8 protein-coding genes and 2 pseudogenes are annotated in these 13,673 nt (G+C 37.3%); 8 read left to right on the forward strand and 2 right to left on the reverse strand.

Annotation, left to right across the window (positions count from 1 at the left end):
• Positions 1–21: 21 nt before the first annotated feature.
• The 3 genes and pseudogenes from P4S71_RS15520 to ccoG all read left to right on the forward strand — a co-directional run bounded on the left by P4S71_RS15520 (position 22) and on the right by ccoG (position 4,365).
• The gene (locus tag P4S71_RS15520) at positions 22–1,326 is read left to right on the forward strand and encodes an ABC1 kinase family protein (protein WP_008136261.1); all 1,305 of its coding nucleotides are present in this window, start codon (positions 22–24) and stop codon (positions 1,324–1,326) included.
• Positions 1,327–1,419: 93 nt separating this feature from the next.
• Positions 1,420–2,839 (forward strand): annotated as a pseudogene (locus P4S71_RS15525) (sigma-54 interaction domain-containing protein).
• Between the two features lie 145 nt (positions 2,840–2,984).
• Positions 2,985–4,365: pseudogene (gene ccoG, locus P4S71_RS15530) on the forward strand (cytochrome c oxidase accessory protein CcoG).
• A gap of 70 nt (positions 4,366–4,435) precedes the next feature.
• Here ccoG and P4S71_RS15535 read toward each other — a convergent pair.
• Both P4S71_RS15535 and P4S71_RS15540 read right to left on the reverse strand, forming a co-directional pair.
• A complete protein-coding gene (locus tag P4S71_RS15535; RefSeq protein WP_337150954.1) occupies positions 4,436–5,353 on the reverse strand; it encodes a M14 family metallopeptidase in 918 nt (305 codons plus the stop codon).
• Positions 5,354–5,487: 134 nt separating this feature from the next.
• Complete coding sequence (locus P4S71_RS15540) at positions 5,488–6,177, reverse strand: hypothetical protein (protein ID WP_337150955.1); 690 nt, start codon at positions 6,175–6,177, stop codon at positions 5,488–5,490.
• Positions 6,178–6,411: 234 nt separating this feature from the next.
• Here P4S71_RS15540 and P4S71_RS15545 point away from each other — a divergent pair, with 234 nt between their 5' ends.
• The 5 genes from P4S71_RS15545 to P4S71_RS15565 all read left to right on the forward strand — a co-directional run bounded on the left by P4S71_RS15545 (position 6,412) and on the right by P4S71_RS15565 (position 13,648).
• Complete coding sequence (locus tag P4S71_RS15545; protein ID WP_337150956.1) at positions 6,412–8,391, forward strand: UvrD-helicase domain-containing protein; 1,980 nt, start codon at positions 6,412–6,414, stop codon at positions 8,389–8,391.
• A 14-nt stretch (positions 8,392–8,405) separates the two neighbouring features.
• Entirely contained in the window at positions 8,406–8,969 is a 564-nt protein-coding gene (locus P4S71_RS15550) for a 3'-5' exonuclease (RefSeq protein ID WP_337150957.1), read from the forward strand.
• 27 nt (positions 8,970–8,996) lie between these two features.
• A complete protein-coding gene (locus P4S71_RS15555) occupies positions 8,997–9,278 on the forward strand; it encodes a hypothetical protein (protein WP_337150958.1) in 282 nt (93 codons plus the stop codon).
• 94 nt (positions 9,279–9,372) lie between these two features.
• Positions 9,373–11,667: a putative bifunctional diguanylate cyclase/phosphodiesterase gene (locus tag P4S71_RS15560; protein ID WP_337150959.1), complete on the forward strand. Its 2,295-nt coding sequence runs from the start codon at positions 9,373–9,375 to the stop codon at positions 11,665–11,667.
• A 343-nt stretch (positions 11,668–12,010) separates the two neighbouring features.
• A complete protein-coding gene (locus P4S71_RS15565; RefSeq protein WP_337150960.1) occupies positions 12,011–13,648 on the forward strand; it encodes a cyanophycinase in 1,638 nt (545 codons plus the stop codon).
• The last annotated feature ends 25 nt before the right edge of the window (positions 13,649–13,673 follow it).

Raw genomic sequence — 13,673 nt, forward strand, 5'->3', positions numbered from 1 at the left:
GGCTAATTAGGTTTTAATATTATGGCGGCTCCTCGCACTGTTCCCACTTCTCGGCTTTCTCGATTTGCAAAATTAGGCTCACTTGCCACAGGTGTTGCTACCAACATGTTAGTTGATGGTGCTAAGAGTGCGCTAACAGGTAAAGGTTGGGATAATAAAAGCTTACTACTACAACCTAAAAATATTGAAAAATTAGCCACACAGCTATCACATTTACGTGGTGCAGCAATGAAACTGGGGCAATTGCTTTCAATGGATGCCGGTGATTTACTTAGTCCTGAATTAGCTCAGTTACTTGCTTTACTGCGCTCAGACGCGAACCCAATGCCTCATAAGCAGCTTGTTGAAGTGTTAAAAGAGCAATGGGGGGATGAGTGGCTAGCGCGTTTTTCTCACATTGAGCTAAGACCTTTTGCAGCGGCTTCTATAGGGCAAGTTCATTTAGCTTATAAAGAAAATGGCGATCAGCTTGCTGTTAAAATTCAATACCCTGGTATTGCAAAAAGTGTAGTAAGTGATGTCGATAACGTTATTTCTTTATTAACGATTTCTCGATTATTGCCAAAAGATCTTAATATTAAACCACTTATTAGTGAGGCTAAAGCGCAGCTATTAGCCGAGGCTGATTATAAACGGGAGGCTCAGTACTTAATACGTTATAAAAATGCACTAGCAAGTAATCCCCACTTTAAAGTGCCTAACGTATATCCAGAGCACAGCACACAACACGTGCTAACTATGGAATATATAAAAGCAGAGCCCATTGAGAGCATTACAGAGCTACCTGATAGTCAAAAAAGCTTTGTTGCAGAGCAGCTCATTGATTTATTTTTTAAAGAAATGTTTGAATTTAAATTAATTCAAACCGACCCTAACTTTGCCAACTTTCATTATCAGCTTGATACACAAAAAATTGTTTTATTTGATTTTGGTGCAACGCGAGAAATATCAACCGAGCTTAGCTTAGCGTACTTAGCCTTATTTAAAGCGGGTAGTGAAAACAACCGAGAAGGTGTACTTAAAGCGGCATCACACATAGGTTATTTTAAAAATGACTTAGTTGATGAGTATAAAAACAACGTCATTGATTTATTTTTAATGGCGTGCGAGCCACTAAGAGCAGAAGGGGAATTTGATTTTAAAAATAGCGAACTCGCGCTCAAAATTAAAAATGCAGGGCTTGCTCTTAGTGGGCAATCTCAGCAATGGCATACACCGCCCGTTGATGCGCTATTTATTCACCGAAAACTTGCAGGACTTTACTTAATAGCCGCAAGGCTAGGTGCAAAAATAGATGTAAAAACGTTATTTAAGCACTATTTATAGCTTTTTAATTTACGCGTAAGTGCGCTTTAAGTAATGAGTGCACTTAGCGTATAAAATTGCCATAATACTCGCGATATTTCGCGAGGTGTATTTGTGATAAAACAATTTTTAAACGATCCTAAATTATTGCTAAACGCAGTCGGTGAGGGTATATACGGTTTTGACCTGTCGGGTAATGCGGTGTTTGTTAATCCTGCCGCTGAGCGCATGACAGGTTGGTGCGCTGAGGAACTATTAGGTAAAAAAATACATCAATATCATCACCATACTCATGCTGATGGCACACCTTATCCCGCTGATGAATGCCAAATTTACTGCACCATGTTTGACGGAAAACGTCGTGAAGTTAAAAATGAAGTTTTTTGGCGCAAAGACGGTAGCTCATTTGCAGTTCAATACACCTCAACACCGGTTTATCAAAATGATGAGTTAATTGGTGCTGTAGCTGTATTTCGCGACATATCACTGCAACAGCAAACACAAAATGCACTGCAAGAGGCACTTACTCAAGTAAATCATTTAAGTGAGCAGCTAAAAGATGAAAACAACTACTTAATTGCAGAACTTAACGAAGATTGGCAAGACTCAGGGCTAGTTGGACAAAGTCATATATTTCAAACCATGTTAGATCAAATAAAACTGGTGAGTGAAACCGACAGCACAGTGCTTATACTTGGCGAAAATGGCACGGGTAAAGAGTTAGTAGCTCGTAATTTGTATAGGCTAAGCAAGCGTAGCGAACAAGCCTTTATAAAAGTAAATTGCGCCGCATTTACCCCAAGTTTGCTAGAATCGGAATTGTTTGGCCATGAAAAAGGCGCGTTTACAGGTGCAAATGAACGCCGTAAAGGGCGTTTTGAACTTGCTGATAAGGGCACCTTGTTTTTAGATGAAATAGCAGAGCTGCCACTTGAGGCGCAAAGTAAACTACTAAGAGTTCTGCAAGAACAAGAGTTTGAACGTGTGGGTGGCAGCAATACGCTAAAAGTAAATATTAGAGTGATTGCAGCGACTAATCGCGACCTGTGGGAAATGGTACAAAAAGGCACGTTTAGAATTGATTTGTATTATCGGCTTAATGTATTTCCTATAAAAGTACCCGCCCTTAAAGATCGAAAAGAAGATATTCCTTATTTATGCGCTAATTTAATTGCGCAGCTAAATAAGCGGCTCGGGAAAAACTTAAAAGGGCTAAGTAAAAAAGCAATTACGCAGCTGCAAGCTTACGATTGGCCAGAGCAATATTAGAGAGCTGCAAAATGTACTTGAACGCGAAGCTATTTTATCTAATCAAGCGGTACTTCAGCTAAGTCAGCCTTTGCAAGCGGGTGGTGAAGTAGTTATTAATCCTTCACTTACGCTCGATGAAGCACAAAAGCAGCATATAACTTCTGTTCTTGCGTTATCGCACTGGCAAATATCGGGTGATAAAGGAGCGGCAGTTAAATTGGGTTTACCTGAGAGTACACTACGTTCAAAAATGCGAAAGTTAGGGATTGCTAAAAATTCGTGATATATCGCGAATTACGCTTTATATCGCGAGGTTGGTTTTTGTTTTTTAAAATAATTTCTTTAATATCAATTAAGTAATTAAAGTTTCAGCTTGGTCTGAAAGTTGCAAATACTTGCTTAATACCCGTCATTATGAAGCAAGTACTATGAAGTTTGATATTAAAGAAGAAGACATGATCATTAAGCCCTATAACACCGAAGGGCCAATTTATATCCGCGAGCAAAAAGGATTTTTCAGCGCATACGCCGTAATTTAGGTTGGCTGCTAATGCTAACTTTTATTGCAATACCGTGGATCCAATATAACGGTCACCAAGCTGTGCTGCTTGATGTGGCAACGCAAACTTTTACTATTTTTGGTCTAACACTCCTTCCTCAAGATTTTATGATTTTAGCCCTGCTATTTATGGTGGGGGCTTTTGCATTATTTTTTGTAACTAACTGGCTTGGTCGGGTTTGGTGTGGATATACGTGCCCGCAAACAATATGGATGCTCATGTTTTCGTGGGTAGAGCAGCGCATAGAAGGCACGCGAAATCAGCGAATTAAATTAGATAAATCTCAGTGGACGCTGAGCACTTGGCGCAAAAAATTACTAAGCACAGTGCATGGATTGTTATTTCGATTTTAACCGCCACCTCGTTTATGGCGTATTTTATTCCGGCAAAAAGTTTGTATATGGAAATGCTTACGTTTGAATGGTCAGGTATTACGAGCTTTTGGGTGTTTTTATTCGCTTTTTGCACCTACGGTAATGCAGGGTTTTTACGCGAAAAAATGTGCACTATTGCTTGCCCGTATTCTCGTTTTCAGGCTGTTATGTTTGATAAAGATACGTTGCTTGTTACCTATGATAGCAAGCGCGGTGAAAGCCGAGGACCACGTAAACGCAAAGCCGATCCAAAAGAGCTTAACCTAGGTGACTGTGTAGACTGTAACTTATGTGTAGAGGTATGCCCTGCAGGAATAGACATTAGAAATGGCTTACAATATGAATGTATAAACTGTGGCTTATGTATTGATGCTTGCGACGATACCATGGAGAAATTTGGTTATCAAAAAGGCTTAATTAAATACGCGAGTGAAAAACAAATGGAGGGTAAAAAAACCAATCCATTTAGATTAAAACTAATAGGATACGGCGCATTAACGGCTTTGTTAATAATTTCTATGTTTGCATGGATGCTACAACGCACACCAATAGAAGCCTCAGTACTACGAGATAGAAATGCGCTTTATAGAGTGAACTACGAGGGCCTGGTAGAAAACCCTTATACACTTACTATTATTAATAAAACGCAGCAAGCACTGCATTACAGTATTGCCATAGAGGGCTTGCCAGAAGCAACACTCTCAAGTCCAAGTTCTACACTTATACAGCCAGGTGTGATGAAAAGAGTCCCCGTTACTGTAACTGCCGATGGTTACGATATTGAGCGCAAAGTTAGCAAGTTACAATTTGTAGTAACGGCGCAAGAAGACGCCAGTATAACCATAACTAAAGATAGCCAGTTTTATAAAAACTAAGATTGATAAAATTTCATAAACAACATGCCCAAGTCGATATTCTTCTTGGGTATTTTATCTGTAGTTTTTATTACGTGTTTGCATTTATATATTTGAGTGCGCTTGTTATAACGGCCACTTGTGCCAAAATACATTCTTCATCGGTGGCTGTTGGGCTATCTGGGTACACTTCGGTAGTGGTTACATAAGGCGCGTCAGTAAAGCCCATACACAAACCTAACTCACGTGCCGCATAGTTAATAACGCCAAATTGCTCTTGAGGGACGCCTATTAGCTGGTTGTTTTCATCGCTCGGGGCAATGTGCGTGACCTTTTCCACATCTTCGATAATTACTTTTTGAAATTCAGGCTCAGGCTTATTGGTATCGGCCACTAAATAAAACCCATCAGGTATGTTCCAATTAGTGTTTGTAGTGCCTTCACGGGCAGCAAGTGCGGGTCTAAATTCACTGTTATCGCTGTCGGTTGTTTCGTGTAAATCAATATGAGCAACTAAGTCTATATCGAGTGATTTTACATACGTCATAATAGCTGCTGACTCTTGTGCTGGGCTGCCTTCGTAAAATGAGCGGTTAGGATCAATAGCATCAGGGTTCCAGCGGTTTATAGTCTCATATCCCCAAGGGCTAATGCAGGGCGCAACAATAATATTAAACTGCTTTGAGTGTTGCATAGCCGATGTTTTAGCAAACCTAAGTGCGCCATGTACGCCACTGGTTTCGTAGCCATGCACACCTCCGGTGATTAAAACTGTTGGTTTATTAGCATTAAAGTTAGGCGTTTTTAATATATATAATGGGTAAGTGTCAGCGGCGTAATTAAGCTCGCCGTATTGCTCTATATCTAAGGTGCTTTTAAGATCATTAATTAGCGTTACTACTTCATTTTGGTAACTGCGTTTAATGTTTTGGCGTGCTAACCACTGGGCTTTATCGTTGTTATTCCATTTTTTTCCAGGTGTGCCAATAGGGTATGTGCTGTTAGTCATAATAAACCTTTATATCAATTGTTATTAGCCCATATAAAAAAGCAGACAATTACAATTGGTAAAATTACTTAATAAAGGCGTAGCTTAACGCTGAGTAAATTGGCGTGCAAATTAAAACGTTAAAGTCATATTATTTATTGTGCGCTGTTGTTTAGCTTGAATATAACTTTGACTAGCAAACTCCCTGAAATAGCACCAGAGCGAACCCGCTCAACCAAAATAGTTAAATTGCATGCCTTACTTTTATCTATTTGCGTATCATTAAACATTATCAAATTATTTAGATTAAATGAATAACTCGACGATGTAACAGATGAAGACGTAGATTGTATTAATGTAGAGTTGTTATTTGTGGTGCAACGACTGCTTAACTCAATTGTGCTGGCGCTATTGGTATCTATACCATCAAGTTGTACTGTTATTGTGTTTGTTATGCTAAAGTTTTGCTCACTACTTGGTGTTAAAATAATAAAGTTATGAGGAAGTTCAACAGTTGAGCGTGTGCTTATTTCATCATCACGGTTAAACAATATATCAAACGGCTCGTTATCATCAGTTATGTTGATGTAGGCTTGGTAATCTACATCTAAAAAATCTGTATCTTTACTAAGTTCAACAGCTGTGCCTCGCACGATTACTTGTAATGTGTCGCTATCGCTTAATACGATGTTAGACCCATTCATATCACCTGCATTTAGCTCTGCATTAATACGAGTACGACTTCCGTCAGACACAAGCTCAAAACCCGCCCAAATACCTTTCGTTTTAATTAGATCTGATGCTGTTTCTGATGTGCAAGCACACAGCATTAATATGATGCCCACGAGGGAAAAGCTTTTTTAAACATGTTAGCTCCTTTATTTGTGAGCGTATTGTTACACAAGAAAGTACTTTTAGATGTTTAAAATTGTTAACAACTGTAAAATAAATTTTAAATAAAAGATCTTGGTAGGCAGTGTTGTTTTATTTTTAGTAAAATAACGGCCAGTATTGTGAGTAAATTTATTATAAAAGAGTATGTTACAATTAGTTTATAGTCTGCTTTTGTATTGAGTATTATGGTGCAGTATGTTGCCACACCAAGTTGGTTAGGTCGTTTTTTTACCCGTATTAAGTGGGTAAGTATTGAGCAAGACGTGCTTGTTGTCCACTTTAGAGATATGACTAAACAGCAATTTTTATTAAGTGATTTCAGTAACTTTTCTGTGCTGCAAAATAGCTTGTTTAGCGCAAAAATTTATTTATGTGATCCTAATAACACATGCGTTAGTTTTTTAAAAAAAGCCGAAGCAGATGTGCTTAATAAAGCGTTAAATAAATATTTTTCAAATACGTTAGAACAAAAAGTGAACAATGCGAAAACACTTTTAAAGCGTTATGCCCTTGATGAATTTTTACGCGACAGTTCCATTGAAATCTTAAATAAAGCTGTTTTTTCTTTAAGTAAAAATTACGCACATAATCAAACCGTGTGGCAACAGCATTTATCGCCTATTAGCGTAAAATTTTTAAGTATTTTAAGTAGTACACCAAAAACAGCAGACGCTGTAGCGCAATTACGCCATAAATATGAACAAAAGCAGCTTACCCTAAGAGATAACTTTTATAATAATGTTGAGTCTAACCCGCTCACTACAGAGCAGCGTTTAGCGGTTATACGCGATAACGATAAAAATCTAGTACTTGCAGCAGCCGGCACAGGAAAAACCTCAGTTATGGTTGCCAAATCGCTTGATTTAATCGCACGTGGAATAGCACTGCCAGAGCAGGTATTGGTACTTGCTTACAATAAAACGGCTGCACAGGAATTAAAAGAGCGCTTTATTAAACGTGCAGCACACGCCAATTTAAGTATTAAACCACCTGCCATTTTAACGTTTCATGCACTAGGATTGAAGCTATTACAAGACGCGAAAAAATCAACGAAGCTTTCTACATTTGCAACCGATGAAATACAGCAAAAAACATGGTTAACCGCATGGCTTTATAAGCAAATGCAGACCGACTCTACATTTTTGAAAAACGTTGTTGATTTACTTCACGAACCAGTCGATATTTTTAGTTTTAAAAGCAGTGCTGAGTATGAGCGCTACCTAAGAGATAACGAATATAGAAGCCTTGCTGGGCATAAAGTTAAAAGCTATCAAGAGCTACTTATTTCAAACTGGTTATATTTACAATCAGTTGAGCATGAGTACGAGCCTCACTACAAAAATAAGCTAGAGATTTCAGTAGAAGACATAACCCTAAACGCACAATATAATCCCAATTTTCACTTATCAAAATACAATATTTATCTAGAGCACTTTGACATTGATAGAGAAGGTAATACACGCGCCGATATAAATAAAAAACGCTATAACGAGCAAATAGCTTTTAAGCGAAAACTGCATAAAAATAATAACACTATTTTACTTGAGACTTTTCACTACAATTGGTTCGAAGGCAAGTTAGAGCAGCGCTTAAGTAAACTTTTAAAGCAACATAGTGTGGCGCTTGTACCTTTAAATGACGATGAAGTATTTAGCACGTTAAATAACTCAGGGCTGTTACAACAAGGGGTTGAAAAATACTTAAAGTGCTTGCAAGCCATAAGAGCTGAGCAGCTCACTAATACGCAAATAAAACAACGTATAAAACAAAGTGGACTCAAAAACCATCAACGTTATGCCGCAATGCTTATAGCTATACATAATGCTTATATGCAAGAGCTACATACGCAAAACGCCATTGATTTTGACGATATGATTATTCATGCAACAAAGGCTGTAAAAAAAGGTGAATTTAGTGTGCCTTGGAGCCATATTTTAGTTGATGAGTTTCAAGATATATCAGGTGCGCGTATGGCCTTTTTAAACACACTTATTAACAAGGGCAAAAGTGTACGTTTTACTGCCGTAGGTGATGATTGGCAGGCAATTTATCGTTTTTCGGGTGGTAATTTAGCGTTTACAACGCGTTTTAATGAGCTGGTGGGTGGCCACTCACTTACTATGTTGCAAAAACATTTAGATATAACAACAGTATTAGCGATGTAGCAGGGCGTTTTGTAATGCAAAACCCTGAGCAATATAAAAAGCTGATCAGCACACATACACAAGTAACCACACCACACGTTATTTTATTAGACGATTTATACCAAGGTACTAAATCGATAGAAATAAAAGTGCAGCAGAGCATAAGCACGATTCAAAAAAACGATGCATCAGCGAGCATTGCCATACTTAGTCGATACCGATACATGTTAAATAGCGTACAGCAGCATTTAAAAGATAAAAAGCATACAAACTCTCTTTATTTTTGGACATTACATAGTGCTAAAGGGCTTGAAGCCGATTACTGTATTATTATTGGTTTTGAACAAGGTAAATTAGGCTTTCCTAGCGATAATCAAAATAACGTGCTGGTGGAGTCGTTATTACCAGAGCAAGATGAATTCACTCACTCAGAGGAAAGGCGTTTGCTTTATGTAGGCATTACACGTGCTAAGCATAAAGCGTACTTAATTGCAGACCCTTATGCATGCTCAGCGTTTGTAAAAGAACTAGTAAATGACGATTATCCTATTCAGATCGCTTCAACGTTGTTTAACAAGTCGCAACTAAAGCAAAGATAGTGTAATACATGCAGCGACGGATTAATTGTGCCAAAAACGGGTCAGTATGGTAATTATTATAGCTGTACTAACACGCAAATTTGCGAAACTAAACTACGAGTGTGTAAAAGTTGTAGTAGCCCATCGGTTGATAAAAGCACGTATTCACAATGTGTAAATATAGAATGTAAAACACAGCATCCAATTTGTGAAAAATGTGGGTGTGAAATGCGGAAACGCAAATCTAAGCATGGTGAATTTTTAGGATGCAGTGGCTTTGAGCTCAAAGAAGACAGCTGTAAAAACACTCGAAAGCTAACTGTTACATGAATAGCCTATTTAAATTAATCTTAAAGTAGTACTTAAATTGTAATTAGTCGTATTTTATTGCTTTTATTTAGTATCAATGTTTAATTGACGCTACTTGAGTCTCATTATTGATTACCATGCACTTTTTCAGTCGATTTTTTTGCTTGAAGACCATCATTTACCAACAGGGCAAATACCTAATTGGCGTGTGAGTGCTTTACGTATTATTTTTGCAACCGGTATTTTATTATGCCTAGCTATATCGCTTCATAAATCTAAACAAGCTGCCGAATTTAATATTTTATACTTTGTAGGACTAAGCGTTAGTTTCTTTTTTATAACGACCTTATTATTAGCAGCAAGCAAAAGGTATTATATATTTTGTGCGCATGCACTGCTGCTCTCTATAGTTGCAGCAAGTCTGTGTATTAACTTATTCGTGACCGATTTAGAGCTGGCAAAAATTGGCTCGATATATATGTTTTCGTGCCCTTTAATCGCACTAATGTTAATAGGGTGCAGAACGGCCATTTTTTATGCTGTGTTAAATATAATTCCTTTTTATATTATAGTTAACGACATAAATCTATCTTCTTTATCTGGTGTCTCAACTAAACTTTCTGATGAAAAGCTGTATATTACAAGCCTTATATTTTTATCTTTAAATGTTTGTATTCCACTTGCTTTTGCTCGCACTATTGTTGCGGCAAAACGCTTAAATAAAAGTATGAAGAGCGCTAATACTTACCTCAAAGATAAAAACGATCTTTATAGGGCTCTTTTTACTGAATCAAACAAAGCGAAGATTATTGTAGATGAAAATTTTGTGATTACAGATTTTAATCAACATGCTATTGATATGTTTGATATTAAAAAACATTTAAAAGAACATGGCGTTAAACTATTCAATTTATTACCTTCGCTTGATGTTGATGAGCTTGATGCTCAAGATCAAATTGTTAAACACAAAAACAGTTTTTTTCGGACTAACTACCAGCACGTAATGAGTGCTAATTATCGTGTTTATGATTTTTATGATTGTACTCAAGAACAGTTAATCAAACAAAACTTAACTATAATGGAGCAAGAAAACAAGCGCTTACGCTTTAGAGATCCACAAACAAAGCTACCAAATAGAGGATGGTTTGAAACACAGTGCAACAGATTAACCATTAAATATCACAAAGGCTTTTATATTGTGGTTACACAAACGGCTAATAGTGAGTATTTAAATTTAAAGTTTACTAAAATTGATTCACAAGCTTTGCTAATTAGTGCATTTAAGCGTTTAAAAAAGATGCCAGAAGGCCCTTTGTTGTGTGCGCATGTAGGAGTGGGGAAACTGGCTTTTATTGTTGGAACACATTCGGCAAACGAACTAAAAGATAAACTTTTGGTAAATATAAAAAACACGTTAGACGAAACATATAATGTACTTGGAAATAAGTGTCAGCAAACTTTTTTATTTGGTTTTGCGCGCTACCCAAATCATGGGAAAAGTAGTGCTGAAGTGTTAACAAATGCCTGCGAAGCACTTAAATTAGCAAACAGTAATTCTCCTATTTGCAGCTATAGTGAAGAACAATCACAAGCGTTTATAGAAAAATACGAAATATCAATGTTGCTCGATGAAGCGCTTCAACAAGGTGATTTATCGGTGTACTACCAACCAAAAGTGAATGCTAAAGGAGAGTGCATAGGGCTCGAAGCACTCACGAGGTGGCATAGTTCAATACTTGGCAACGTATCACCAGTTGTATTTATACCTATTGCAGAAGAGTACAGAATGATCAGTAGGTTAACTGATTTGATTATTCAAAAAGTGTGTGCTCAAATTGCTCAGTGGTCTACAGTAGATATGCCAAGTGTGCCTATAGCAATAAATATATCTTTAATTGATTTCAGCCAGCCTGACTTTATTTCAAAACTAGTAAAATCTTTAGCTGATTTTAACGTAAAGCCGCAGCAAATAGAGTTAGAGCTTACTGAGACCTCACTTGAAGCAAATCAAGGCCATTCATTAAAGCTAATGCAAACATTGCAATCGTGGGGTTTTATAATATCAGTTGACGATTTTGGGGTCGGATACTCAAATATTGCTCGTCTTGCCCATTATCCTATAAATAAGCTCAAACTCGACCGTTCTCTTATCAGTCAAATTACTCATTCTTCACGTCAAAAGAGTTTAGTAAAAGCGATACTCGTTATGTGCGAAGAATTAGATATAAAATGTGTTGCCGAAGGTGTTGAAACGCAAGAACAAGTTGCTATTATGGCGGAAATGGGTTGTAAAGAGTTCCAAGGTTTTTATTTTGCACAACCTATTACGGTTAAAAATTATGAGGCTCATATAAATAAACACGGAACAAAATTTATAGCTGCTAAAAATAATGAAAAACAAGTCTTTTAATTCCGGTAGTAATTGGCGACTACTTTATTGAGTTAATGTTTTAGATTTAACTGAACGGCTCAATTTACTAACCATTACTATATAAATTAACCTAAAATCTGGTTAAGTGATTTACTAACGTATTGAATGATTTTGATATTTTAATTTATTTTCTCTAGCCAGAGACTTTTAGAAAATTCAACGCAGTTAGCGCTGAAAATAGCTGCTCGAGATAGATTTATTATCCAGAGTTCAGGTTAAGTACTTACTCCTACGAGGCTAAAAATATCGTACTGCGATTAAACCGCCCCTAGATAGAACAAATTTTAATCCTGAAAGGTCAGCAGGCCTTAGAGTTTATATTATGAAATACGTATTTTTGTTTTGCCAAAAACTGCAATTAACACAATCTTTTGCCATATTTTTAATGGTTGTATTTTCAACAAACTTAGCTTGTAAAGAGCAAAGCCAAACGTTGGTTTTAGCCGGTAGCACATTTTCGGTATGCTCTAGTTCGAATTTAAAAAGTTGTAAAAATAACACGAAAATTCTAGGTAAAAAGCATCGTTTATTTACAATCACAAGCGCTAAAATTAATCAAATTAACTCACGCTGGCCCAATAATAACAGCGTAACTAAGTTGGAAACGTTTAACTCGTTGACCGCATTACATCCTAAAAGTACTTCACCAATGACTAAAGCTGAATTGCTTTGGCTATGGCGTGATATAAATAACGAAGAGCTAAGTCGTTTGACAGATCAAGAGTTCGATTTTTTGTTTGATATGTTAGAAACGTATCAATTAGATAATGATGGCGAGCGTTTAAAAGAACAAGTAAACACTGAACTCAATAACGAGAGCGCGACTAATAATATTTTACAATTTGTGTCGGGCAGTTTAAAAGTTAATAACGCAAAACCTACAATGCTTGCTATTACGGCATCGAGCCGCGACCCTTATGAGTCGGCAGATGTAGCACAGAGTCTTTTAGAGCAATCAAATATAAGCACTCAATGGTTAGCACTAACGCCCGCGCTTGCTAAAGCGATTACGAGTAACTCGTGCGATAAATTACCAGCGCTCAGAAATACATTAATGAATGTGTATAACCGTGAAGCAATTTATCCCGAGCGCACAAAGGCCGAATACGCTTTATGTAAAAGTGGCACTAATGCACTTGTATCACTTATTAAAAGCAGTACCGGCGTTATGTTTAATGATGGTGATGCGGCTTTAACACACAAGATATTATTTGATCAAAACAATAACCCATACCCGTGGACGCAAGCATTGCAAACTCGCCCAGTAATTGTAGGTGAAGGAGCCGGTGCTGCAATCCAAAGTAAAGTGACGGGCATGCTTACAAATACGACAAGCCTTGAGGCACTTCATAAAAGTGAAACTAACGCTAATGCTGGTGGGCTGGGCAGTTTTAACTTTGGTGTACTAGATACTCAATTTAGCGAACAAAACCGTACATTTAGGCTTGCAGCAGCGCTAAATAAAAACGAAGTCAAAAATATTAAAACAGAGATTCAACATGGTTTTGGTATTGATGAAAATACGGCTTTGGTTGTTATTAAATCACCAGAAGGTAGTTTAATAACCGTAATAGGCAAAAGTGGTGTAGTGCATTTAGCTAACCAAGGTAAAGCCCAACCAAATAGTAAAAGTTATAGCTACTCCTACTGGCCTACAGGCAGTGTAATTGATATTACCAATAACACGTTTACTCTAAGTGATCGCACTATAAGCCAAGCGTTACCGGCTATAAAAATACCTCCACTGCCTGTGCAGCGTTTTGGTGCAATTTTAACAAATTCAAAACTGCGCTCACTAACTCAAGCTATGTGCCTAAGCCAAGAGCAAAGTGCGGTAGCCCAACAAGACGAGTTTATAATTAGCCTCACAGCAACGAATGACACACAGTATCATCGCATCAATGCAAAAGAGTTTGGTTGTGCGCTAAGCAATTTAGAGTTAGCTATAAAGTCGATTTAGTGACTAACCTGAGCCAAGGGTTTAA

Source organism: Pseudoalteromonas sp. B62 (genome assembly GCF_037162565.1).
GTDB classification, from domain to species: domain Bacteria; phylum Pseudomonadota; class Gammaproteobacteria; order Enterobacterales; family Alteromonadaceae; genus Pseudoalteromonas; species Pseudoalteromonas fuliginea.

Bases quoted from the DNA above. Each gene is read 5' to 3' on its own strand.
- P4S71_RS15520 (WP_008136261.1), top strand. From the start codon at position 22: ATGGCGGCTCCTCGCACTGTTCCCACTTCTCGGCTTTCTCGATTTGCA.
- P4S71_RS15535 (WP_337150954.1), bottom strand. From the start codon at position 5,353: ATGACTAACAGCACATACCCTATTGGCACACCTGGAAAAAAATGGAAT.
- P4S71_RS15545 (WP_337150956.1), top strand. From the start codon at position 6,412: ATGGTGCAGTATGTTGCCACACCAAGTTGGTTAGGTCGTTTTTTTACC.
- P4S71_RS15550 (WP_337150957.1), top strand. From the start codon at position 8,406: ATGCAAAACCCTGAGCAATATAAAAAGCTGATCAGCACACATACACAA.
- P4S71_RS15565 (WP_337150960.1), top strand. From the start codon at position 12,011: ATGAAATACGTATTTTTGTTTTGCCAAAAACTGCAATTAACACAATCT.